Source organism: Mesorhizobium sp. USDA 3734 (assembly GCF_056279665.1).
Map to the genome: position 1 here is coordinate 2,806,720 of NZ_JBWCCW010000001.1, position 21,865 is coordinate 2,828,584.

General features: G+C 61.4%; 23 protein-coding genes. 22 read left to right on the forward strand and 1 reads right to left on the reverse strand.

What is annotated here, in order from left to right; genetic code table 11:
- The first annotated feature begins 114 nt into the window (after positions 1-114).
- The 7 genes from coaD to tgt all read left to right on the forward strand — a co-directional run bounded on the left by coaD (position 115) and on the right by tgt (position 4,693).
- Positions 115-615: a pantetheine-phosphate adenylyltransferase gene (gene coaD / locus ACZ89F_RS13380; protein WP_476092329.1), complete on the forward strand. Its 501-nt coding sequence runs from the start codon at positions 115-117 to the stop codon at positions 613-615.
- Positions 616-724: 109 nt separating this feature from the next.
- Entirely contained in the window at positions 725-1,219 is a 495-nt protein-coding gene (locus tag ACZ89F_RS13385) for a peptidylprolyl isomerase (RefSeq protein ID WP_476097276.1), read from the forward strand.
- Between the two features lie 29 nt (positions 1,220-1,248).
- Complete coding sequence (locus ACZ89F_RS13390; RefSeq protein ID WP_476092330.1) at positions 1,249-1,761, forward strand: peptidylprolyl isomerase; 513 nt, start codon at positions 1,249-1,251, stop codon at positions 1,759-1,761.
- A gap of 12 nt (positions 1,762-1,773) precedes the next feature.
- Entirely contained in the window at positions 1,774-2,223 is a 450-nt protein-coding gene (locus ACZ89F_RS13395) for a DMT family transporter (protein ID WP_476092331.1), read from the forward strand.
- Positions 2,223-3,311: a tRNA preQ1(34) S-adenosylmethionine ribosyltransferase-isomerase QueA gene (queA, locus tag ACZ89F_RS13400; protein WP_476092332.1), complete on the forward strand. Its 1,089-nt coding sequence runs from the start codon at positions 2,223-2,225 to the stop codon at positions 3,309-3,311. The genes ACZ89F_RS13395 and queA overlap by 1 nt, the downstream gene beginning before the upstream one ends.
- Positions 3,301-3,570, forward strand: coding sequence for a hypothetical protein (locus tag ACZ89F_RS13405; RefSeq protein ID WP_476092333.1), 270 nt, complete (start codon positions 3,301-3,303; stop codon positions 3,568-3,570). The genes queA and ACZ89F_RS13405 overlap by 11 nt, the downstream gene beginning before the upstream one ends.
- Positions 3,563-4,693 (forward strand): tRNA guanosine(34) transglycosylase Tgt, encoded by a 1,131-nt coding sequence (gene tgt / locus ACZ89F_RS13410; RefSeq protein WP_476092334.1) that lies wholly within the window; start codon positions 3,563-3,565, stop codon positions 4,691-4,693. The genes ACZ89F_RS13405 and tgt overlap by 8 nt, the downstream gene beginning before the upstream one ends.
- Before the next feature lie 4 nt (positions 4,694-4,697).
- Here tgt and ACZ89F_RS13415 read toward each other — a convergent pair whose 3' ends face one another.
- Positions 4,698-5,117 carry a DUF4864 domain-containing protein gene (locus ACZ89F_RS13415; RefSeq protein WP_476092335.1) on the reverse strand — a complete coding sequence of 140 codons (420 nt, stop codon included), beginning with the start codon at positions 5,115-5,117 and terminating at the stop codon, positions 4,698-4,700.
- Positions 5,118-5,416: 299 nt separating this feature from the next.
- Between ACZ89F_RS13415 and ACZ89F_RS13420 the strand changes: the two genes are divergently transcribed.
- The 15 genes from ACZ89F_RS13420 to glpK all read left to right on the forward strand — a co-directional run bounded on the left by ACZ89F_RS13420 (position 5,417) and on the right by glpK (position 21,860).
- Positions 5,417-5,653, forward strand: coding sequence for an Lrp/AsnC family transcriptional regulator (locus ACZ89F_RS13420; protein ID WP_010909609.1), 237 nt, complete (start codon positions 5,417-5,419; stop codon positions 5,651-5,653).
- Positions 5,654-5,824: 171 nt separating this feature from the next.
- Positions 5,825-7,237 carry a circularly permuted type 2 ATP-grasp protein gene (locus tag ACZ89F_RS13425; RefSeq protein WP_164548689.1) on the forward strand — a complete coding sequence of 471 codons (1,413 nt, stop codon included), beginning with the start codon at positions 5,825-5,827 and terminating at the stop codon, positions 7,235-7,237.
- 149 nt (positions 7,238-7,386) lie between these two features.
- On the forward strand, positions 7,387-8,328 hold the full coding sequence (locus ACZ89F_RS13430; RefSeq protein WP_476092336.1) for an alpha-E domain-containing protein: 942 nt from the start codon (positions 7,387-7,389) through the stop codon (positions 8,326-8,328).
- Positions 8,329-8,392: 64 nt separating this feature from the next.
- On the forward strand, positions 8,393-9,187 hold the full coding sequence (locus ACZ89F_RS13435) for a transglutaminase family protein (RefSeq protein ID WP_476092337.1): 795 nt from the start codon (positions 8,393-8,395) through the stop codon (positions 9,185-9,187).
- Between the two features lie 133 nt (positions 9,188-9,320).
- Entirely contained in the window at positions 9,321-10,052 is a 732-nt protein-coding gene (locus ACZ89F_RS13440; protein ID WP_136618994.1) for a proteasome-type protease, read from the forward strand.
- A gap of 103 nt (positions 10,053-10,155) precedes the next feature.
- On the forward strand, positions 10,156-11,568 hold the full coding sequence (locus ACZ89F_RS13445) for a pyridoxal phosphate-dependent decarboxylase family protein (RefSeq protein ID WP_476092338.1): 1,413 nt from the start codon (positions 10,156-10,158) through the stop codon (positions 11,566-11,568).
- A gap of 127 nt (positions 11,569-11,695) precedes the next feature.
- Positions 11,696-12,463 carry a DeoR/GlpR family DNA-binding transcription regulator gene (locus tag ACZ89F_RS13450; protein WP_027029086.1) on the forward strand — a complete coding sequence of 256 codons (768 nt, stop codon included), beginning with the start codon at positions 11,696-11,698 and terminating at the stop codon, positions 12,461-12,463.
- A gap of 126 nt (positions 12,464-12,589) precedes the next feature.
- A complete protein-coding gene (gene glpD / locus ACZ89F_RS13455; RefSeq protein WP_476092339.1) occupies positions 12,590-14,116 on the forward strand; it encodes a glycerol-3-phosphate dehydrogenase in 1,527 nt (508 codons plus the stop codon).
- A gap of 42 nt (positions 14,117-14,158) precedes the next feature.
- Positions 14,159-15,238, forward strand: a complete 1,080-nt coding sequence (locus ACZ89F_RS13460; protein ID WP_476092340.1) for an ABC transporter ATP-binding protein — start codon at positions 14,159-14,161, stop codon at positions 15,236-15,238.
- A gap of 10 nt (positions 15,239-15,248) precedes the next feature.
- The gene (locus ACZ89F_RS13465) at positions 15,249-16,316 is read left to right on the forward strand and encodes an ABC transporter ATP-binding protein (protein ID WP_476092341.1); all 1,068 of its coding nucleotides are present in this window, start codon (positions 15,249-15,251) and stop codon (positions 16,314-16,316) included.
- A complete protein-coding gene (locus ACZ89F_RS13470) occupies positions 16,317-17,183 on the forward strand; it encodes a carbohydrate ABC transporter permease (protein WP_057145738.1) in 867 nt (288 codons plus the stop codon). It begins immediately after the preceding gene.
- A gap of 1 nt (position 17,184) precedes the next feature.
- On the forward strand, positions 17,185-18,108 hold the full coding sequence (locus ACZ89F_RS13475) for a carbohydrate ABC transporter permease (protein WP_476092342.1): 924 nt from the start codon (positions 17,185-17,187) through the stop codon (positions 18,106-18,108).
- 67 nt (positions 18,109-18,175) lie between these two features.
- Entirely contained in the window at positions 18,176-18,463 is a 288-nt protein-coding gene (locus ACZ89F_RS13480) for a DUF2160 domain-containing protein (RefSeq protein ID WP_057145740.1), read from the forward strand.
- Between the two features lie 78 nt (positions 18,464-18,541).
- Complete coding sequence (locus tag ACZ89F_RS13485) at positions 18,542-20,269, forward strand: ABC transporter substrate-binding protein (RefSeq protein ID WP_057145741.1); 1,728 nt, start codon at positions 18,542-18,544, stop codon at positions 20,267-20,269.
- Positions 20,270-20,366: 97 nt separating this feature from the next.
- Complete coding sequence (glpK, locus tag ACZ89F_RS13490) at positions 20,367-21,860, forward strand: glycerol kinase GlpK (protein ID WP_476092343.1); 1,494 nt, start codon at positions 20,367-20,369, stop codon at positions 21,858-21,860.
- Positions 21,861-21,865: the final 5 nt, after the last annotated feature.

Sequence of the window (21,865 nt, forward strand, 5' to 3'; positions counted from 1 at the left end):
AGATGGAACAGGCTCTAGCTTTCATTTGAGCATGATCTCTAGGACAAACGAAAAACCGTTTGTCCGCAAAAACCGGTTTCCACTTTTTGGGATCATGCATTAGAAGCACCTGCCATGACTGAACGCATCGCCCTCTATGCCGGCTCCTTCGACCCGCTGACCAACGGCCATCTCGATGTGCTGAAGGCGTCGCTGGCCGTGGCCGATATCGTCTATGCGGCGATCGGCATCCATCCGGGCAAGCAGCCGCTGTTTTCTTTTGAGGAACGGGTGGCGCTGATCGAGACCGCCACGAAAGCGGAATTCGGCCGCGACGGCGCCCGCATCAAAGTTGTTGCCTTCGACGGGCTGGTCATCGACGCGGCCAGGAAGCAGGGCGCCTCGATCATGATCCGCGGCCTGCGCGACGGCACCGACCTCGACTATGAGATGCAGATGGCTGGCATGAACGAGACCATGGCGCCTGAGTTGCAGACGGTTTTTCTACCCGCCAGCCCCTCCGTGCGCACCATTACCGCCACACTTGTCCGCCAGATTGCCTCGATGGGAGGCGACATCCGCCCCTTCGTGCCGGCGGCTGTCGCCGGCGCGCTCACCGCCAAATTCAAGAAATAAGACCCCGGAGACAGATATGCAGCTGAAAAAGCTCGCCTCGTTCCTCGTTGTGCTTGCCGGTCTTGTGACCGCATCGGTCTCGGCCTTTGCCGCCGATCCGGAAAACACCATGATCATCACGCTGAAGGACGGCGACGTCACCATTGCTCTGAGGCCCGATCTCGCGCCCAAGCATGTCGAGCAGATCAAGAAGTTGGTGCGCCAGGGCGCCTATGACAATGTCGCTTTCCACCGCGTCATCGACGGCTTCATGGCGCAGACCGGCGACGTCAAGTTCGGCAATATGAAGAAGGGCTTCAGCGCCGAGGCTGTCGGCACTGGCGGTTCCGATCTGCCCGACCTGCCGGCCGAATTCTCGCAGACCGAACACTACAAGCGCGGCGTGGTTGGCATGGCCCGTTCTCAGGACCCCAACTCCGCCAATTCGCAGTTCTTCATCATGTTCGCGCCGGCGCCGCCGCTCGATGGCCAGTACACCATCGTCGGCAATGTCGTCAGCGGCATGGAACTGGTGGATCACGTCAAGAAGGGCGACCAGGCGGACAACGGCACGGTCAGCGACCCCGACCGGATGATCAAAGTGCGCATCGCCGCCGACAAATAACTCTGTTTTTCTGAAAAAGGATATCTGACATGGCCGAAATCAAGGACCGCGAGAACGCGCTCATTCTGGAAACGACCAAGGGCAAGGTCGTCATCGAACTTTTCCCCGACCTGGCGCCCGGCCATGTCGCCCGCATCAAGGAACTGGCTCGCGAAGGCGCCTATGACGGCGTGGTCTTCCACCGCGTCATCGAGGGCTTCATGGCGCAGACTGGCGACGTCAAGTTCGGCAATTCCTCGAAACCGACATTTGCTCCATCCCGCGCCGGCATGGGCGGCTCGGAAAAGCCGGATCTGAAGGCCGAGTTTTCCAATGCCAACCATGGCCGCGGCACCTGCTCGATGGCCCGTTCGCAGAACCCGAACTCGGCCAATTCGCAGTTCTTCATCTGCTTCGACGATGCCGCCTTCCTCAACCGCCAGTACACGGTCTGGGGCCAGGTCATCGAAGGCATGGACAATGTCGACAAGATCAAGCGCGGCGAGCCGGTGCAGGATCCCGACAAGATCGTGTCGCTGAAGGTCGCGGCCGACGTCAAGTAAGGGTAAACGACAATGATGGGCGTCGTCTGGTCGCTTCTCGGCATCCTGTCCGGCGCCTTCATTGCCATTCAGGCACCGATCAATTCGCAGCTGGCGCGCGGCCTGGGTCTCCCGGTCGCGGCGGCTGCGTTTTCGTTCCTGTCGGGCGCGATCGTGCTCGGCATCATCTCCGTCGCGGTGGTGAAGCTGCAAGGCATCTCGCTCGACTGGAAAGCGCCGGCGCCCTGGCTGTTCGTCGCCGGCGGCATGCTCGGCGGCTTTTATGTCACGCTGTCGACGATTCTGACGCCACGCATCGGCGCCGCCGCGCTGATGGCGTTTCTGGTCGCCGGCCAGTTGCTGGCCGGTATGCTCATCGATCGCGTCGGCTTCCTCGGCGTCGCGGTGCGTGAAATCTCGCTCGGCCGCATCGCCGGCGCGGTGCTGCTGCTGGCCGGAGCGCTGCTCGTCCGGCTCTACTGATGCGCGTCGATCTCTTCGACTTCGACCTGCCGGAGGAGCGCATCGCGCTTCGCCCTGCGGAGCCACGCGACAGCGCCAAGATGCTGGTGGTCAAGTCAGGCGAAGGGCTCGACGACCGCAGGGTTGGCGACCTGCCGTCCTTGCTCAGCGCCGGCGACGTGCTGGTGTTCAACGACACCAAGGTCATTCCGGCGCAGCTCAAAGGCATCAGGCGGCGCGGCGAGGCACAGGCGCAGGTCGAAGCCACGCTGCATATGCGCATGGCACCGGACCGCTGGCTGGCCTTCATGCGGCCGGGCAAGCGCATCGCCACCGGTGATCGCATTCATTTCGGCCATAGCGGCAATTCCTGTTTCCTCGGTCAGCTCGACGCCACGGTGATCGAGAAAGGCGAGGGCGGAGAAGCGCTGCTTGCCTTCGACCTGTCGGGGCCTTTTCTCGACGAGGCACTGCACGCGGTCGGCCACATTCCGCTGCCCCCCTATATCGCCTCGAAGCGTGACGACGACGAACGCGACCGGGCCGATTACCAGACCATCTATGCCCGCGAGGAAGGCGCCGTCGCGGCACCGACAGCGGGCCTGCATTTCACGCCGGAGCTTTTTGCGGCACTCGATGCCAAGGGCATCGAACGCCACTTCGTCACCTTGCATGTCGGCGCCGGCACGTTCCTGCCAGTGAAGGCAGACGACACCGCCGATCACAAGATGCATGCCGAGACCGGTTCGGTCAGCGCAGAAACAGCGGACGCGCTCAATGCGGCCAAGGCGAGGGGCGGGCGCATCGTTGCTGTCGGCACGACGTCGCTGCGCCTGCTGGAGAGTGCGGCGCGTGAGGACGGCACTCTGCTTGCCTGGTCCGGCCCGACCGATATCTTCATCACACCCGGCTACCGCTTTCGCACCGCCGACATGCTGATGACCAATTTCCATCTGCCGCGCTCGACGTTGTTCATGCTGGTTTCGGCCTTCAGCGGCCTCGACACGATGCGTGCGGCCTATGCGCATGCGATCGAGAACCGCTACAGGTTCTATTCCTATGGCGACGCAAGCCTGCTTTTCCGAGCGGAGACGAGCGATGGACGATGATCTCGAGAGCCTGGACCGCGATGCCCTGATCGCGGAGGCCAGGAAATTGCGCGCTGGCATTCGCCAGCATCGCGATGCGACCGGCCATGATCTGTGCTGGCACCACCCCGATCTGTGGGACCTTTTGCCGGAGAAGACCGAACCATCGATCGCCGTGCCGCCCTGGCCCAAATTCATGCGCGGCTGCATCCACTACCGCCAGTCGCTCGACAAGCAGGTTCCGGGCGCGCCGCTACATGACAAGGAATTCAATGGCTAAGCCGTTCAGCTTCAAGGTTCTGGCCACTGAAGGCAAGGCGCGGCGCGGTGTGATCGACATGCCGCGCGGTGAAATCCGCACGCCAGCCTTCATGCCGGTCGGCACCGGCGGCACGGTCAAGGCGATGTATATGGACCAGGTGCGCGGCGTCGGCGCCGACATCATCCTGGGCAACACCTACCATCTGATGCTGCGGCCCGGCGCCGAGCGCGTGGCGCGTCTGGGGGGCCTGCATGAATTCGCCCGCTGGCCGCATCCGATCCTGACCGACAGCGGCGGTTTCCAGGTGATGTCGCTGTCGAAGCTGAGAAAGCTGACCGAAAAGGGCGTCACATTCCGCTCGCATATTGACGGCGCCGCCTACGAGATGTCGCCGGAGCGCTCGATCGAGATCCAGGGGCTGCTCGATTCCGACATCCAGATGCAGCTCGACGAATGCACGGCTCTGCCGGCCGAGATGAAGGAGATCGAGCGCGCCATGGAGCTGTCGCTGCGCTGGGCCGAGCGCTGCAAGACGGCGTTCGGCGACCAGTCGGGCAAGGCGATGTTCGGCATCGTGCAAGGCGGCGACAACGCAGCGCTGCGGGTGCGTTCGGCGCAGGCGCTAAGCGCGATGGGGCTGAAGGGCTATGCGGTCGGCGGCCTGGCCGTCGGCGAGCCGCAAGCGGTGATGCTCGAAATGCTCGACATCACCTGCCCGGAACTGCCAGCGGACAAGCCGCGCTATCTCATGGGCGTCGGCACGCCGGACGATATCCTGAAATCGGTGGCGCGCGGCATCGACATGTTCGACTGCGTGATGCCGACGCGAGCCGGCCGGCACGGCCTTGCCTATACCAGGCGCGGCAAGGTCAATCTGCGCAACGCCCGCCATGCCGACGATCCGCGCCCATTGGACGAGGAAAGCGATTGCCCGGCGGCCCGGGACTACTCGCGCGCCTATCTGCACCATCTGGTGCGCTCGCAGGAGGCGCTGGGTGCGATGCTTTTGACGTGGAACAACCTTTCCTACTATCAGAAGCTGATGCAGGACATCCGCGCTGCGATCGAGGCCGGCAGTTTCGAGGCGCGCGGCGCGGAAATCACCGAGGGCTGGGCGAGGGGCGACATCCCGTTGCTGTGAGGCCTCAGGTGCTGAGCGAGTTCGACGCGCGCAGGCTGCAGCCGGTGATCTGGAACGTGCCATCGGGCTGTTGCTGCAGCGTGTAGACAGCCTCGTAATCCTTGCCGTCGGGACCGACGATCAGCACCTGCTGGACGATCGAACCCGGGGCCGTCTCCTCGACCTTGCCGAAGGAATAGGTCTGCGGCTTGCGCACCGGTGGGTAGCCGTTGGTCACCATGTTCATGAAGGCGTCGACGGTCGGGAAGATTCGTTTCACATTCGGGGCGGCGAAGCTGTAGGCGGTGGCGCCGTCATTGGCGATGAGGGCCTTCAACTGACCGTCAATGACGGACTGTCCTGCCTTGATCTCGGCATCGCCGGCGAATGCCGACGACACGAAGAGGAATGGAACGACTGCGAATGCGAAAAAGGCGCGGCGCATGGCCTGTCTCCGTTGTCCCGCGAAATATCTTCCCTCAAAAACAGTGCTGTCCGAAGACGCATCATAACATACGCTTGGCAGCGCATAGCGGTTTCAGCAATTGCGATTATTCGCCAGCTGCGGGATACGCCGGCCCTGGTGGTCGGCGGCAGGCTGTTCAAGCGCGGCATGCCGGTGGCGGAGCTGCGGGAGGTCGTGGCCCAGGTCCGGGCCGGCTAAGCATTCATTCCAGCGCTTGAAAGCCCGCCTCCAGTCTGCCAGAAGGGCCGCTGGACTTGGACGTTTAGCGGGACGAAGCCATGAAGGCGTTTTTCGTGCAGATCAAATGCGAGCTGGGCAAATCCTATGAGGTTGCCAGCGCGCTTGCCGATGCCGAGATCGCCTCGGAAATCTACTCCACTGCCGGCAACTACGATCTGCTCGCCAAATTCTATGTCGACGACGAGGAAGATGTCGGCCATTTCGTCAACGAGAAGGTGCAGATTCTCCCCGGCATCAAGGACACGTTCACCGTGGTGACATTCCGCGCTTTCTAGCTGCTAAACCCACTTGCCCGGACACGAGGCAAAGCCTGATTACTGTCATATTTCGGCTGCCGCAATTTTAGGCAGGCGCAACATACTGACCGCCCGTATCTCCCAAATCACCGATTGCGCTTGATTTTCTCCGGCGACGCCAGTGAAATGGCATCACAGGGGAGTATGCGATTGGCAGCGTTCGATGAAATGCTTCCGGAAGTCTCCGGATTGAGAAGACCGTATTCGGCTTATGATCGCTGGCTGAAGGAGCAGGATCCGGCCAGGCTGACCGAGAAGATGCAGGACGCCGAACGCGTCTTCCGCAAGACCGGCATCACCTTCGCCGTCTATGGCGAGCAGGAAGCCTCCGAGCGGTTGATCCCGTTCGACATCGTTCCACGCATCATTTCAGGCAATGAATGGCGGCGCCTCACGCAAGGCATCGAGCAACGCGTGCAGGCGCTTAACGCCTTCCTCGACGACATTTATCATCGCCAGGAAATCCTGCGCGCCGGGCGCGTTCCCAGGGAGTTGATCGCCAGGAACGAGGCATTCTTGCCGGAAATGATAGGCGTCAGGCCCCCGGCCGGCGTCTACACCCATATCATCGGCGTCGACATCGTCCGCATCTCAGAGGACGAATTCTATGTGCTGGAGGACAATGCGCGCACGCCGTCGGGTGTCTCCTACATGCTGGAGAACCGCGAGACGATGATGCAGCTGTTTCCCGAGCTGTTCCAGAAGATCAAGGTGCGGCCGGTGGAAAACTATCCGCAGCTTCTGCGCCAGTCGCTGGCGGCGGTGCGGCCGCAAAGCACCAAGGGCGCGCCGACCATTGCGGTGCTGACGCCCGGCAGCTTCAACTCCGCCTATTTCGAACACGCCTTCCTCGCCGACCAGATGGGGGTGCAGTTGGTCGAGGGCCAGGATCTGCGCGTCGTCGATGGCCATGTCGCCATGCGCACGACCGAAGGCTACAAGCAGATCGATGTGCTCTACCGGCGCGTGGACGATTCGTATCTGGACCCGCTGACGTTCCGGCCGGACTCGGCGCTTGGCGTGCCCGGCATCATGGATGTCTATCGGGCCGGCAACATCACCATCGCCAACGCGCCGGGCACCGGCATCGCCGACGACAAGGCGATCTATTCCTACATGCCCGAGATCATCGAATTCTACACCGGCCGCAAGGCGATCCTCGGCAACATTCCGACCTGGCGCTGCTCGGAGCCGGACAGCCTGAAATATGTGCTCGAGCACATCGACGAACTGGTGATCAAGGAAGTGCACGGTTCCGGCGGTTACGGCATGCTGGTCGGGCCGGCGGCGACCAAGAAGGAATGCGAGACGTTTGCCAAGAAGCTTGCGGCAAAACCCTCGAACTATATCGCCCAGCCGACGCTGGCCCTGTCGACATGCCCGATCCTGACAGAAAAAGGGTTGGCGCCGCGCCATGTCGATCTCAGGCCTTATGTGCTGGTTTCCGATCGCATCCAGATCGTGCCCGGCGGGCTGACCCGCGTCGCGCTCAAGGAAGGCTCGCTGGTGGTCAATTCCTCGCAGGGCGGCGGGACGAAGGACACGTGGGTGCTGGATGATTGAAGCGAGTGAATAGGGAAATAGGCAGTAGGCAGTAGGCAGTAGGCAGTATTGAAAGTAGAGGGGAAGCGCATGCCATATTCAATTGAGATTCAAAGACTTACTACTCCCTGTTCCCTATTCCCTACTCACTAGCCCGAAGGGCCTCTTCCATGCTTCTAGGCCGCACCGCCAACGGGCTTTACTGGATGAACCGCTATATCGAGCGGGCGGAAAACATGGCGCGGCTGGTCGATGCCGGCCTGCGCATGGCGCTGACCCGCACGCAGAGCGCCTCGGAAGAGTGGAATTCGGTGCTGCTCAGCGCTGGTTCCGACGTCACCTTCAGCCAGAAATACTCTGACTATACCGCCGCCAATGTCGCCGACTTCCTTTTGCGCGACACGTCGAACCCGTCGAGCACGATGGCGTCGATCGAGACGGCCCGTAACAATGCCCGCATGGTGCGCACCGCGCTGACGCGCGAGACCTGGGAAAGCATCAACGAGGCCTGGATGTCGCTGAAGCGGATGCTGGCCAGGCCGATCGATGAGCGCGACCTGCCCAGCGTGCTCGACGCGATCAAGCGCGAGACGGCACTGATCCGCGGCTCATTCTACGGCACCATGCTGCGCAACGAGATCTTCGACTTCTCGCAGCTCGGCACCTATGTCGAGCGCGCCGACAACACGGCGCGCATCCTCGACGTGAAATACTATGTGCTCCTGCCGTCGATCTCCTGGGTCGGATCGACGCTCGACAACTACCAGTGGGAATCGATCCTGCGCTCGGTCTCGGCGCATCGCTCCTACCGCTGGGTCTATGACGCCGATTACAAGCCGACCAACATTGCCGACTATCTGATCCTCAATGTCCGCATGCCGCGCTCGCTGATGTTCTGCTATCGCTTCCTGTCGGAGCATCTGAAATTCCTCGGCGACGATTACGGCGAGCGCCATGCCTGCCACGCAACGGCCGAGAAGACGCAGACAATGCTGAGAGCCGGGTCGATCAAGGATATTTTCGATGCCGGCCTGCATGAATTCCTGGCCAAGTTCATTCGCGACAACACCAAGCTCGGCGACGAAATCGCACAAGATTACCGGTTCAATTGAGCATGGTCCCGAAAAGTGGGAACCGGTTTTCGGGCAAGATCATGCTCACAAACGGAAAAAAAGCATGCGGCTGAAGATCACCCACCGGACCGAATACCGTTACGACGCACCGGTGCACTATCTGCTGCAGCGGCTGCGGCTGCTTCCGGTCAGCGGATCGACGCAGACCGTTCTGTCCTGGGGCCTTACCATCGAAGGCGCGCGCGAAGAGGTCCGCTTTGTCGACCATTTCGGCAACGACACAAGGCTGTTGAGCGTCGAGGGCGAGCGCGACTTCATCACGGTGGAAGCATCAGGCGAAGTGGTGACGCGCGACACTGCGGGTGTCTCGGGACCACACCAGGGTTTTACGCCGCTCTGGCTGTACAGCCATGAAACACCATTGACGACGATCGGCAGCGGTGTTCGTGAACTCGCGGCATCGGTCGGCAAGGGCACCGACATCGAAAGGCTGCACCGGCTGATGGCTGTCATAGGCGAGCGCGTTGCCTACACGCCCGGCACCACCAATGCGACGACGCCGGCGGAGGAAGCCTTGGCACTCAAGACCGGTGTCTGCCAGGATCACACCCATATCTTTGCCGCGGCGGCGCGCGCCATGGGCTTTCCGGCCCGCTATGTCAGCGGCTATCTGATGCTGGATGCGACGGTCGAGCAGGCCGCAAGCCACGCTTGGGCCGAAGCGCATGTTTCGGGTCTCGGCTGGGTTGCCTTCGATGCCGCCAATGGCATTTCGCCTGACGAGCGCTATGTAAAGGTGGCAACGGGCCGCGATTACCGCGACGCCACGCCGGTGTCGGGAATTCGGCTGGGACAGGCGGAAGAACAGCTTGCGGTCACCGTCACGGTGGAGCAGTAATCCTTCGCAAGATTGCTGCCGAGCGATTCATCGTTTCAAGGAAACGCCGAACCGCTCTATCCCTTTGTTTTAACGCAATTCCGGACGGAAAACCGCTTCACACTTTTCCTGGAATTGCTCTAGAAGAGATTCAATGACTTATTGCGTTGGCCTGAAGATCGATCGCGGGCTCGTGTTCATGTCGGACACGCGCACCAATGCCGGCATGGATTCGATTTCCACCTTCCGCAAGATGCATATCTGGGAGCAGCCGGGCGAGCGCGTCATCGTTTTGATGTCGGCGGGCAACCTGGCGACGACGCAGGCCGTGGTCAGCCTGCTCGACGAACGCACCAAGGCAATTGCCGACCGCCACGCCACCCTTCTGGAAACGCCGTCTATGTATCAGACGGTGCGGCTGGTCGGCGATACGGTCAAGGAGGTCATCGCCAGTTCGTCGCCTGCGGGCGAGAAGGCGGATTCCTACTTCAATGCTTCCTTCATCCTCGGCGGCCAGATCAAAGGCAGCGAGCCGCGCCTGTTCATGATCTATCCCGAAGGCAATTTCATCGAATCGACCGATGACACGCCGTTCTTCCAGATCGGCGAGACCAAATACGGCAAGCCGATCATCATCCGTGCCTATGAAAAGACGATGAGCCTCGCCGAGACGGTGAAGCTGCTTTTGGTGTCGTTCGATTCGACGTTGAAATCGAACCTGTCCGTCGGCTTGCCGCTCGATTTGCTCTTCCTGGAGAAGGACGCCTTCAAGGTCGGGTTGAAGAAGCGGATCGGCCAGGACGACCAGTATTATCGCACGATCTCGGACGGCTGGTCGAATGCGCTGAAGACGGCCTTTGCCAGCCTGCCGGATTTCCCTGGCTGAAGCGTGCAGCATTCGCTGCCGGTTGCATATATTTCACGCGTTAATTAACAAAGAGGGGCCAGCCATGATGGATGGCGGCGAGGGATCATGTCGGGAGGACACGATGAACAATGATGATTTCCGGCAATGGTCGCGGCGAGCCGCCGACTGGGGCGCCGACTACCGCAACTCGCTGCGCGAGCGGCCGGTGCGGCCGCTGGTCGAACCGGGCGACATTTTTCGGAGCATAGAGGCTTCACCGCCCGAAGACGCCGAACCGATGGATCGGATTTTCGCCGACTTCGAAGAGAAGATTTTGCCGGGGATGACGCATTGGCAGCATCCGCGCTTCTTCGCTTATTTCCCGGCCAATGCGGCGCCGGTTTCGGTGGTGGCGGAATATCTGGTTTCGGCGATGGCCGCGCAATGCATGCTCTGGCAGACGTCGCCGGCAGCGACCGAACTCGAAACGCGCACCGTCGACTGGATGCGCCAGGCGCTCGGCCTGCCGGAAGGTTTCTCGGGCGTGATCCAGGATTCGGCCTCGTCGGCGACGCTGGCCGCGGTGCTGACCATGCGCGAGCGGGCACTCGAGTGGCAAGGCAACAAACAGGGCTTGGCAGGGCAGGCGCGGTCGCGCATCTATTCCTCCGATCAGGTGCACACCTCGATTGATCGGGCGATCTGGGTGTCCGGCATTGGCGAGGACAATCTCGTGCGTATTCCCGTCGGCGGCCGCTTTCGCGCCATGGACACGGCAGCACTCGAGGCGGCAATCGTCGCCGACCGGAAAGCCGGCATGCTGCCGGCCGGCATCATTGCTTGCGTCGGCGGCACCAGCACCGGCGGAACCGACGACATTGCGGCGGTTGCCGAGGTGGCGCGGCGGCATGGGCTTTATCTACACGTCGACGCCGCCTGGGCGGGGTCGGCGATGATCTGTCCGGAGTACCGGCATTTCTGGACCGGTGTCGAAGGTGCCGATTCGATTGTTTTCAATCCGCACAAATGGCTGGGCGCCCAGTTCGACTGCTCGATCCAGTTCCTGCGCGATCCCGAAAGCCATGTGAGGACGCTGGCCATCAAGCCGGATTATCTCAAGACGCACGGTCATGACGGCATCATCAACTATTCCGAATGGTCGGTGCCGCTCGGCAGGCGCTTCCGCGCGCTGAAATTGTGGTTCCTGCTGCGTGCCCATGGGCTGGAAAGCCTGCGCACAATGATCCGCAATCATGTCGCGTGGAGCGAAGGGCTTGCCGCGCGGCTGGCAAGGGAGCCGGATTTCGAGATCGTCAGCGAACCGATGCTGTCGCTGTTCTCGTTCCGGCACAAGGCCGCGCCTGGCACCGATGCGGATGCGCACAATCTGCGGCTGGTCGAGGCGATCAACGACGATGGCCGCATCTACCTGACGCAGACGAAGGTCGATGGACTGATAGCAATCCGTTTCCAGGTCGGCCAGTTCGAGGCGACCGCCGCCGATGTCGATATGGCCTTCACTGTCATCACGGAAATCGCGCGCGCAATGGCCTGATCCGGCACAATCTGGTTTGCGTTCGCATTTGCCTTGGCAATCACATACATTTCATTAGCCGGCTTATGCCTTTTCATTGGTTTCGTTTTCGACTATAGACAAGAAAAACGAAAACGGGAGGTTGCCTATGTATCTGTCGCCACGCCATGCCGAAATCATCCAGATGGCCAAGGATCATGGTCGCGTGCTGGTCGATGACCTGGCCACTCACTTCAATGTGACGCCGCAGACCATACGCAAGGATCTCAACGATCTGTGCGACCAGCGGCTGCTTTCGCGCATCCATGGCGGCGCGTTGTTCCCGTCCGGCATCGAGAACATGGAGTATGAGGCAAGGCGCAAGATCGCCGCCGACGAGAAGGAGGCGATCGGCCGTGCGGCAGCCAGGCTGATCCCCGACAATGCCTCGCTGTTCATCAACATCGGCACCACGACCGAGTCGGTCAGCAAGGCGCTGCTCGATCACAACGGGCTTATGGTCATCACCAATAACATCAATGTTGCCAACAGGATGCGGATATATCCGTCGATCGAGGTGGTGATTGCGGGCGGGGTTGTGCGCGGTTCCGATGGCGGTGTGGTCGGCGAAGCTGCGGTCGACTTCATCAGGCAGTTCAAGGTCGACTATGCGGTGATCGGCGCTTCGGCGATCGACCATGACGGCGCCTTGCTCGACTTCGATTTCCGCGAGGTCAAGGTGGCGCAGGCGATCATAGCAAATGCAAGGCATGTCATCCTGGTTTCCGACCAGACGAAATTCGAGCGAACCGCACCGGTGCGCATCGGCCACCTGTCGCAGGTCAACACCTTCATTACCGACCGTTGCGACATCCCGTCGGTGCGCAAGATCTGCCAGGAAGCAGAGGTTCAGTTGATCGAAACGTCGCTCGCCTAGGCGGTTTCCGCCTGACATCACGCGCGCGTGATATTTCGTTTGACATTCGTTATCATTTCGAAATAATTCCGACACGGTTTCGTAAAAGCCCAAAAATGGTGCAATGCGAAATCGTTGGAGGAATTTGTGGACGCATCTCCGATCCGTGACATTTTCGTCATTGGTGGCGGCATCAATGGCTGCGGTATCGCCCGCGATGCCGTCGGGCGTGGCTTTTCCGTCTTTCTCGCCGAGATGAACGACCTCGCCAGCGGAACCTCCTCCGGCTCGACCAAATTGATCCATGGCGGCCTGCGCTACCTCGAATTCTACGAATTCCGCCTGGTACGCGAGGCCCTGATGGAGCGCGAGGTTCTGTGGAAGAACGCGCCGCATATCATCTGGCCGATGCGCTTCGTGCTGCCCTATGCCAAGGGCCTGCGCCCGGCCTGGCTGATCAGGCTCGGTCTCTTTCTCTACGACCACATTGGTGGGCGCAAATTGCTGCCGGCGACCAGGACGCTGGACATGGCCAGGGATCCGGCCGGCAAGCCTTTGAAACCGCTGTTCAAAAAGGCCTTCGAATATTCGGATGGCTGGGTCAACGATGCGCGGCTGGTGGCGTTGAACGCGCGTGATGCCGCCGACCGCGGCGCAACGGTCCGCACCCGTACGAAAGTGGTCGGTGCGCGCCGCGAAAACGGTTTGTGGACGGTTCAGATCGAGGATTTGCAGACCGGCGAGACCGAGGAGATCAAGGCGCGGCTGCTGGTCAATGCCGCCGGACCCTGGGTCGATCATGTGCTTTCCGGCGTCGTCGGCCTCAACGATGTGCACAATGTCCGCCTTGTGCAGGGCAGCCACATTGTCATCGCCAAGAAGTTCGACGATCCGCGCGCCTATTTCTTCCAGAACAAGGATGGCCGCATCATCTTCGCCATTCCCTATGAGGAAGAGTTCACCCTGATCGGCACCACCGACCAGGATTACCCCGGCGATCCGCATGACGTGAAGATCAGCGACACCGAGATCGATTACCTCTGCGCCGCGGCAAGCGAATATTTTGCGCAGCCGGTCAAGCGCTCGGACATCGTCTGGACCTATTCGGCCGTCCGCCCGCTCTATGATGACGGCGCCTCCAAGGCGCAGGAAGCGACGCGCGACTATGTGCTCAAGGCCGATGGCGGCGAGGGCGCTGCCCCGATCGTCAATGCCTTCGGCGGCAAGATCACCACCTATCGCCGGCTGTCGGAATCGATGCTGGAAAAGATCGAGGGCTTTCTCGGCAAGCGCGGCAAGCCGTGGACGGCAAACGCGCCACTGCCGGGCGGCGATTTCCCGGCCACCGGTTTCGATGCCGAAGTGGCGAAACTGAAGACTGCCTATCCGTTCCTCGACGCGCGCCTGGCCCGCCGGCTGACCCGGCTCTACGGCACCCGGGCAAGGATGCTGTTGGGGCTAGCCAAATCAAATGCTGATCTCGGCCGTAACTTCGGCGCCGATCTTTACGAAACCGAGGTGCGCTATCTCGTTCAAAACGAATGGGCGGTCACATCAGAAGATGTATTGTGGCGCCGGACCAAGCGCGGTCTGCATCTCAGCCGCGAGCAGGTGGCGGCGCTCGATGAATTCATGCGCGGCATAAGCCGGCGACATGTCGCGGCTGCCGAATGAAGAGGGGTTTGAGCTGATGCAGAAGGCCTGGGAGGAGGCGTCATGCTGGAACTGAGAAACGTCACCAAGACGGTCGGTGCGGCAGAGCATATCCGCGATGTGTCGCTGACGCTTCAGCACGGCTCGCTCAACGTCCTGCTCGGACCCACGCTCTCCGGCAAGACCAGCCTGATGCGGCTGATGGCCGGCCTCGATGTGCCGACCTCCGGTTCGATCTGGTTCGATGGCCAGAATGTCACCGGCGTGCCGGTGCAGAAGCGCAAGATCGCCATGGTCTACCAGCAGTTCATCAACTATCCGGCGATGACCGTCTATGAGAACATCGCTTCGCCGCTCCGGGTGGCCGGCACCGATCAGGCGAAGATCGACAAGGAAGTGCGCAATGCCGCGGCACTTCTCAAGCTGACGCCCTATCTCGACCGCACGCCGCTCAGCCTGTCCGGCGGCCAGCAGCAGCGCACCGCACTGGCACGCGCCATCGTCAAGAACGCCAGCCTGGTCCTGCTCGACGAACCGCTCGCCAATCTCGACTACAAGCTGCGCGAGGAACTGCGCGCCGAATTGCCCAGGATATTCGCCGCCGCCGGCACCATCTTCGTCTATGCCACGACCGAGCCGCACGAAGCTCTGCTGCTCGGCGGCAACACGGCGACGCTTTCTGAAGGGCGGATCACCCAGTTCGGACCGACCATCGAGGTGTTCCGCAAGCCGGCCGACCTGGTGACGGCCAGGACGTTTTCCGATCCACCGCTCAACACTATCGTGCTGGCCAAGAGGGGCCGGGATTTCCTGCTCGAGGGTGGTGTGAACCTGCCGGTGCCGCCCGAACTCTCCGGCATCGCCGACGCCATCTACACGATCGGCTTTCAGCCGCACCACCTGTCGCTCGAACGGCCCAACGCTGCGGCGGTGCCGGTGCGGGCCAAGGTGACGATTACCGAGATCACCGGGTCGGAGAGTTTCATCCATCTCGATTTCGCCGATGCGCGCTGGGTCATGCTGACCCACGGCATTCGCGATTTCGAGCCAGACGAGGTGGTCGAGGTGTTCATCGATCCGCGCCACATCATGGTTTTCGACGAGCACGGCCGCGCCGTGACCGCGCCGAAGCTTGCGGCCTGAGGGGAAAGAGATGGCGCGCATCGACGTCAACCATGTCAGGCATTCCTACCTGCCCAACCCGCGGAAGGATGCCGATTTCGCGCTCAAGGAAGTGCATCACACCTTCGAGGACGGCGGCGCCTATGCGCTGCTTGGTCCGTCCGGTTGTGGCAAGACCACGCTGCTCAACATCATTTCGGGATTGCTGCATCCCTCGCATGGCCAGCTGCTGTTCAACGGCAAGGACGTGACCAATTTGTCGACGCAGGAACGCAACATCGCGCAGGTGTTCCAGTTCCCAGTCATCTACGACACCATGACCGTCTACGACAATCTGGCCTTCCCGCTGCGCAACCGCGGCGTGCCGGAAGCCGACGTCGACCGCAAGGTGCGCGAGACGCTGGAGATGATCGACCTGGCGTCTTGGGCGAAGAAGAAGGCGAGGGGCCTGACCGCCGACCAGAAGCAGAAAATCTCGCTCGGCCGCGGACTGGTGCGCTCGGACGTCAACGCCATCCTGTTCGACGAGCCGCTGACCGTCATCGACCCGCATATGAAATGGGTGCTGCGCTCGCAGCTGAAACAGCTGCACCGCCGGTTCGGCTACACCATGGTCTACGTCACGCACGACCAGACCGAGGCGCTGACCTTCGCCGACCAGGTCGTGGTGATGTATGATGGCGGCATCGTGCAGATCGGCACGCCGGCCGAATTGTTCGAACGGCCACGGCACACTTTTGTCGGCTATTTCATCGGCTCGCCTGGCATGAACGTCATGCCGGTGGCAATCGACGGCAAGACGGCAACGCTCGGCTCGCAGCGGATCGAACTGCCGGGCGCGCCCAAGGCAGGCAGCGGCGCCATCGAGCTTGGTATCCGCCCCGAATATGTCCGGCTCGGCCGCGACGGCATGGCCGTTTCGATCAGCAAGGTCGAGGACCTCGGTCGCCACAAGGTGGTCCGCGCCAAGCTCGAAGGCCGCGAGATTGCGGCCGTGATCGGTGAGGACGAAACCGTACCCGCCGATCCGAAGGTGCGGTTCGACCCGGCCGGCATCAACATCTATGCCGATTCCTGGCGCGTCGAGATGGGGGCATAGATGGAAAAGACCTGGAACAACAAGGCCTGGTTCCTGGTGCTGCCGGTGCTGGTGCTGGTGGCGTTCTCGGCGGTCATCCCGCTGATGACCGTCGTCAACTATTCGGTGCAGGACACGTTCGGCAACAATGTCTTCTTCTGGGCCGGCACCGAGTGGTTCGAGGAGTTGCTCTCTTCCAGTCGCTTCTGGGAGGCGATGGTCCGCAACCTGATCTTCTCCTTCATCATCCTCGCCATCGAAGTGCCGCTCGGCATCTTCATCGCGCTCAACATGCCGAAAAAAGGCTGGGGCGTGCCGGTTTGCCTGGTGCTGATGGCGCTGCCGCTGTTGATCCCGTGGAACGTCGTTGGCACCATTTGGCAGGTCTTCGGGCGCAATGACATCGGCCTGCTCGGCTACTACGTCAACGCGCTCGGCATCGATTACAACTACGTGCAGGATCCGTTCGACGCCTGGGTCACCGTCATCGTCATGGATGTCTGGCACTGGACCAGCCTCGTCGTGCTGCTCTGCTATGCCGGCCTGGTCTCCATTCCGGATGCCTTCTACCAGGCGGCCAAGATCGACGGCGCCTCACGCTGGGCGGTGTTCCGCTACATCCAGCTGCCGAAGATGAACCGCGTTCTCCTGATTGCCGTGCTGCTGCGCTTCATGGACAGCTTCATGATCTACACCGAACCCTTCGTGGTGACAGGCGGCGGTCCCGGCAATTCGACGACCTTCCTGTCAATCGACCTCGTCAAGACGGCGCTCGGCCAGTTCGACCTCGGTCCGGCCGCGGCCATGTCGCTGGTCTACTTCCTCATCGTCCTTCTGCTGTCATGGGTGTTTTACACCGTGATGACCAACTACGACGCGGAGCGCTGAGATGAGCGGCGCCAACGAAAGAACGACGAGGCAGGACAGAGTGAGCGAAACGACGGCTTCCGAAGGACTTGCCAGCGCAATGTCGCAAGACCAGATCGCGCGGCTGATGCGTCGTCGCGGCGAGGAATCGCGCTGGTGGTGGATCGTGCCGACGGTCTACATCATCGTGCTTTTGCTGCCGATCTACTGGCTCATCAATATGAGCTTCAAGACCAATGCCGAGATCGTCTCCTCGCTGACGCTCTATCCGCACCAGCCGACGCTGGCCAATTATGTCACCATCTTCACCGATGCATCCTGGTACTCGGGCTACATCAACTCGATCACCTATGTGGTGATGAACATGGTGATCTCGGTGGCCGCGGCGCTGCCGGCGGCCTACGCCTTCTCGCGCTATCGCTTCCTTGGCGACAAGCATTTGTTTTTCTGGCTGCTGACCAACCGCATGGCGCCGCCGGCGGTGTTCGCGCTGCCGTTCTTCCAGCTCTACTCGGCTTTCGGCCTGATCGACACCCACATTGCGGTGGCACTGGCGCATTGCCTGTTCAACGTGCCATTGGCGGTGTGGATCCTCGAAGGCTTCATGTCGGGCGTGCCGAAGGAAATCGACGAGACCGCTTACATCGACGGTTATTCGTTCCCGCGCTTCTTCATCAGGATCTTCATGCCGCTGATCGCGAGCGGCATCGGCGTCGCCTGCTTCTTCTGCTTCATGTTCTCATGGGTCGAATTGCTGATCGCGCGCACGCTGACCACCACCGACGCCAAGCCGATCGCCGCCACCATGACCCGCACCGTTTCGGCCGCCGGCATGGACTGGGGTCTGCTCGCCGCCGCCGGCGTGCTGACGCTGATCCCCGGCGCGCTCGTCATCTGGTTCGTCCGCAACTACATCGCCAAGGGCTTCGCCCTGGGGAGGGTATGATGAAACAAACGCAAGAGTTCGCGCGCAACACCATCGCCAAGGGCTTCGCCCTGGGGAGGGTGTGACCATGAATTTCGATCTCACCTGGATGGCATGGACCTGGCCGACGGCGGCCTTTTTCGGAACCATCTTTCTGCTGCTTTGCGGCATGGCGGCGTGGGAATACGCCTCGCCGGGCGGCAATCCGCGTGTCGGTGTGCTGCGCTTCGAGACAACGCGCGGCGACCGTCTTTTCCTGTCGCTGCTTGGCAGCGCCTTTATCCATCTCGCTTGGTTGGGTCTTGTCGGATCCAACCTGTGGTGGGCTCTCGCTCTCTCCGTGGTCTACGCCGTTGGCGTGTTCCGCTACGTATAGAGGGGGAAACTGTTGGAGCGACCGCGTGCCGGCGGCCGCTCCAGATCGCACTTGAAACCTGTAACGTGGAGGAAACACATGCGACGGCAATTTTTAACATCAACGACTGCGCTTGTCCTGTTGCTCGGGGTTGGCAATGCCTATGCCGGAATGGACGAGGCAAAAGCCTTCCTGGACAAGGAAATCGGTCCGCTTTCGACGCTCGACCGCGCCGGCCAGGAAGCCGAGATGCAGTGGTTCATCGATGCCGCGAAGCCTTTCGCTGGCATGGATATCAAGGTCGTTTCGGAAACCATCGCCACGCACCAGTATGAATCGCAGGTGCTGGCGCCGGCCTTTACCGCCATCACCGGCATCAAGATCACGCATGACGTCATCCAGGAAGGTGACGTCGTCGAGAAGATCCAGACCCAGATGCAGACCGGCCAGAACCTTTATGACGGCTGGGTCAACGATTCCGATCTGATCGGCACCCACTGGCGCTACCAGCAGGTGCGCAACCTGACCGACTGGATGGCGGGCGAGGGCAAGGATGTCACCAACCCGAACCTCGACCTGAAGGACTTTATCGGCACCTCGTTCACGACGGCACCGGACAAGAAGCTCTACCAGCTTCCCGACCAGCAGTTCGCGAACCTCTACTGGTTCCGTTACGACTGGTTCAACGACGAGAAGAACAAGGCCGACTTCAAGGCCAAGTACGGCTACGACCTTGGCGTTCCCGTCAACTGGTCGGCCTATGAGGATATCGCCGAGTTCTTCACCGGCCGCGAGATCGACGGCAAGAAGGTCTATGGCCACATGGATTACGGCAAGAAGGACCCGTCGCTCGGCTGGCGGTTCACCGACGCCTGGCTGTCGATGGCGGGCAATGGCGACAAGGGCCTGCCGAACGGTCTGCCGGTCGACGAATGGGGCATCAAGGTCGACGAGAATTCTCGGCCGGTCGGCTCCTGCACGGCACGCGGCGGCGACACCAATGGCCCGGCCGCCGTCTACTCGATCCAGAAGTACCTCGACTGGCTGAAGGCCTACGCACCGGCCGAAGCCCAGGGCATGACCTTCTCTGAATCGGGCCCGGTTCCGGCGCAGGGCGCGGTTGCCCAGCAGATCTTCTGGTACACCGCCTTCACCGCTTCGATGGTCGATGCCGGCGCAAAGGCAGTTCTGAACGACGACGGCACGCCCAAGTGGCGCATGGCGCCGTCGCCGCATGGCGTCTACTGGAAGGACGGCATGAAGCTCGGCTATCAGGACGTCGGTTCCTGGACGCTGATGAAGTCGACACCGACCGACCGCGCCAAGGCTGCCTGGCTCTACGCGCAGTTCGTCACCTCGAAGACCGTCGACGTGAAGAAGAGCCATGTCGGCTTGACCTTCATCCGGCAGAGCACGATCGACGACAAGAGCTTCACCGAGCGTGCTCCGAAGCTCGGCGGCCTGATCGAGTTCTACCGCTCGCCGGCGCGCGTGCAGTGGTCGCCAACCGGCACCAACGTGCCTGATTATCCGAAGCTGGCACAGCTTTGGTGGCAGGCGATCGGCGATGCGTCGTCGGGTGCCAAGACGGCGCAGGAAGCGATGGACTCGCTCTGCGGCGAGCAGGAAAAGGTGATGAGCCGCATCGAGAAGTCGGGCGTCCAGGGCGATATCGGCCCGAAGATGGCCGAAGAGCATGACCTCGCCTACTGGAACGCCGACGCGGTCAAGAAAGGTAATCTCGCTCCTCAGTTGAAGATCGAGAACGAGAAGGAAAAGCCGATCACCATCAACTACGACGAACTGGTGAAGAGCTGGCAGAAGTAACCTTGGTGTCGGCGTTCGCGCCCGCATCATGAGAATAGGGGGAGGCGGCATGTTGCCGTCTCCCCTGTTTGTGTAAAAGACTAAGCGGGGAGGCAGAATGACCGGATACATCCTTGCCATCGATCAAGGTACCACATCGACTCGGGCGATCCTGTTCGACGGCCAGATGAAAGTCGCCGGCAGCGGGCAACAGGAGGTCACGCAGCACTATCCGGCCTCCGGCTGGGTCGAGCATGATCCCGAGGATATCTGGGCTGGTGTCGTGGCAACCGTGAAGGCGGCGCTAAAGCAAGCTGGCCGGCATGCTTCCGAGGTGGCCGCGCTCGGCATCACCAATCAGCGCGAAACCGTCGTCATCTGGGACAGGGCGACCGGCAAGCCGATCCACAATGCCATTGTCTGGCAGGACCGGCGCACCGCGCCGCTATGCCAGAAACTCAAGAAGCAGGGGTTGGAGAAGAAATTCACGAAAAAAACCGGCCTGCTGCTCGACCCCTATTTTTCCGGCACCAAGATCGCCTGGATGTTGGACAAGGTGAAGGGCGCCAGAAAGCGCGCCGAGAAGGGCGAACTGCTCGCTGGCACCATCGACAGTTTCCTGATCTGGCGGCTGACCGGCGGCAAGGTCCATGCGACGGACGCCACCAACGCCTCGCGCACGCTGGTCTACAACATCGAAAAAAATGTCTGGGACGACGAACTGCTGGCCATTCTCGACATCCCGGCAAAAATGCTGCCGGAGGTCAAAGACTGTGCCGATGATTATGGAATCACGGAGAAAAATCTATTTGGCGCCGAGATAAGAATCCTCGGTGTTGCCGGCGACCAGCACGCCGCGACCATCGGCCAGGCCTGTTTTGAGCCAGGCATGATGAAGTCGACTTATGGCACCGGCTGTTTTGCGCTGCTGAACACTGGCAGCGACCTGGTGCGCTCGAAGAACCGGCTGCTGACCACCATTGCCTACAGACTGAACGGCAAGACGACCTATGCACTGGAAGGCTCGATCTTCATTGCCGGTGCCGCGGTGCAATGGCTGCGCGATGGCATCAAGGTGATCGGCAAGGCCGAGCAGAGCGGCAAGCTGGCTGATGAAGCCGATCCGACGCAAAACGTCTATCTGGTGCCGGCCTTTGTCGGGCTTGGCGCACCGCATTGGGATGCCGAAGCACGCGGCGCCATTTTCGGCCTGACCCGCAATTCAGGACCTGCCGAGTTTGCACGCGCCGCCCTTGAATCGGTTGCCTATCAGACGCGCGATCTGCTCGACGCCATGCGCAAGGACTGGAAAGGGGCTTCGGCCAAGACCGTGCTGCGGGTCGATGGCGGCATGGTTGCGTCGGACTGGACCATGCAGCGTCTGGCCGATATCCTGGATGCGCCGGTCGACCGCCCGACCATTCTGGAGACGACGGCACTGGGTGCCGCATGGCTGGCCGGCTCGAAGGCGGGCGTGTGGCCGGAAGCCAGGAAGTTCGCGAAAAGCTGGGCACTCGAACGGCGCTTCAAGCCGGACATGGATGGTTCCGTGCGCGTAGCCAAGCTTGCCGGTTGGCGCGATGCTGTGCGCAGGACGCTGAGCGTGTCATAAACAGC

Bases quoted from the DNA above. Each gene is read 5' to 3' on its own strand.
- coaD (WP_476092329.1), top strand. From the start codon at position 115: ATGACTGAACGCATCGCCCTCTATGCCGGCTCCTTCGACCCGCTGACC.
- ACZ89F_RS13385 (WP_476097276.1), top strand. From the start codon at position 725: ATGATCATCACGCTGAAGGACGGCGACGTCACCATTGCTCTGAGGCCC.
- ACZ89F_RS13390 (WP_476092330.1), top strand. From the start codon at position 1,249: ATGGCCGAAATCAAGGACCGCGAGAACGCGCTCATTCTGGAAACGACC.
- ACZ89F_RS13395 (WP_476092331.1), top strand. From the start codon at position 1,774: ATGATGGGCGTCGTCTGGTCGCTTCTCGGCATCCTGTCCGGCGCCTTC.
- queA (WP_476092332.1), top strand. From the start codon at position 2,223: ATGCGCGTCGATCTCTTCGACTTCGACCTGCCGGAGGAGCGCATCGCG.
- ACZ89F_RS13405 (WP_476092333.1), top strand. From the start codon at position 3,301: ATGGACGATGATCTCGAGAGCCTGGACCGCGATGCCCTGATCGCGGAG.
- tgt (WP_476092334.1), top strand. From the start codon at position 3,563: ATGGCTAAGCCGTTCAGCTTCAAGGTTCTGGCCACTGAAGGCAAGGCG.
- ACZ89F_RS13415 (WP_476092335.1), bottom strand. From the start codon at position 5,117: ATGCGCCGCGCCTTTTTCGCATTCGCAGTCGTTCCATTCCTCTTCGTG.
- ACZ89F_RS13420 (WP_010909609.1), top strand. From the start codon at position 5,417: ATGAAGGCGTTTTTCGTGCAGATCAAATGCGAGCTGGGCAAATCCTAT.
- ACZ89F_RS13430 (WP_476092336.1), top strand. From the start codon at position 7,387: ATGCTTCTAGGCCGCACCGCCAACGGGCTTTACTGGATGAACCGCTAT.
- ACZ89F_RS13435 (WP_476092337.1), top strand. From the start codon at position 8,393: ATGCGGCTGAAGATCACCCACCGGACCGAATACCGTTACGACGCACCG.
- ACZ89F_RS13440 (WP_136618994.1), top strand. From the start codon at position 9,321: ATGACTTATTGCGTTGGCCTGAAGATCGATCGCGGGCTCGTGTTCATG.
- ACZ89F_RS13445 (WP_476092338.1), top strand. From the start codon at position 10,156: ATGAACAATGATGATTTCCGGCAATGGTCGCGGCGAGCCGCCGACTGG.
- ACZ89F_RS13450 (WP_027029086.1), top strand. From the start codon at position 11,696: ATGTATCTGTCGCCACGCCATGCCGAAATCATCCAGATGGCCAAGGAT.
- ACZ89F_RS13460 (WP_476092340.1), top strand. From the start codon at position 14,159: ATGCTGGAACTGAGAAACGTCACCAAGACGGTCGGTGCGGCAGAGCAT.
- ACZ89F_RS13465 (WP_476092341.1), top strand. From the start codon at position 15,249: ATGGCGCGCATCGACGTCAACCATGTCAGGCATTCCTACCTGCCCAAC.
- ACZ89F_RS13470 (WP_057145738.1), top strand. From the start codon at position 16,317: ATGGAAAAGACCTGGAACAACAAGGCCTGGTTCCTGGTGCTGCCGGTG.
- ACZ89F_RS13475 (WP_476092342.1), top strand. From the start codon at position 17,185: ATGAGCGGCGCCAACGAAAGAACGACGAGGCAGGACAGAGTGAGCGAA.
- ACZ89F_RS13480 (WP_057145740.1), top strand. From the start codon at position 18,176: ATGAATTTCGATCTCACCTGGATGGCATGGACCTGGCCGACGGCGGCC.
- ACZ89F_RS13485 (WP_057145741.1), top strand. From the start codon at position 18,542: ATGCGACGGCAATTTTTAACATCAACGACTGCGCTTGTCCTGTTGCTC.
- glpK (WP_476092343.1), top strand. From the start codon at position 20,367: ATGACCGGATACATCCTTGCCATCGATCAAGGTACCACATCGACTCGG.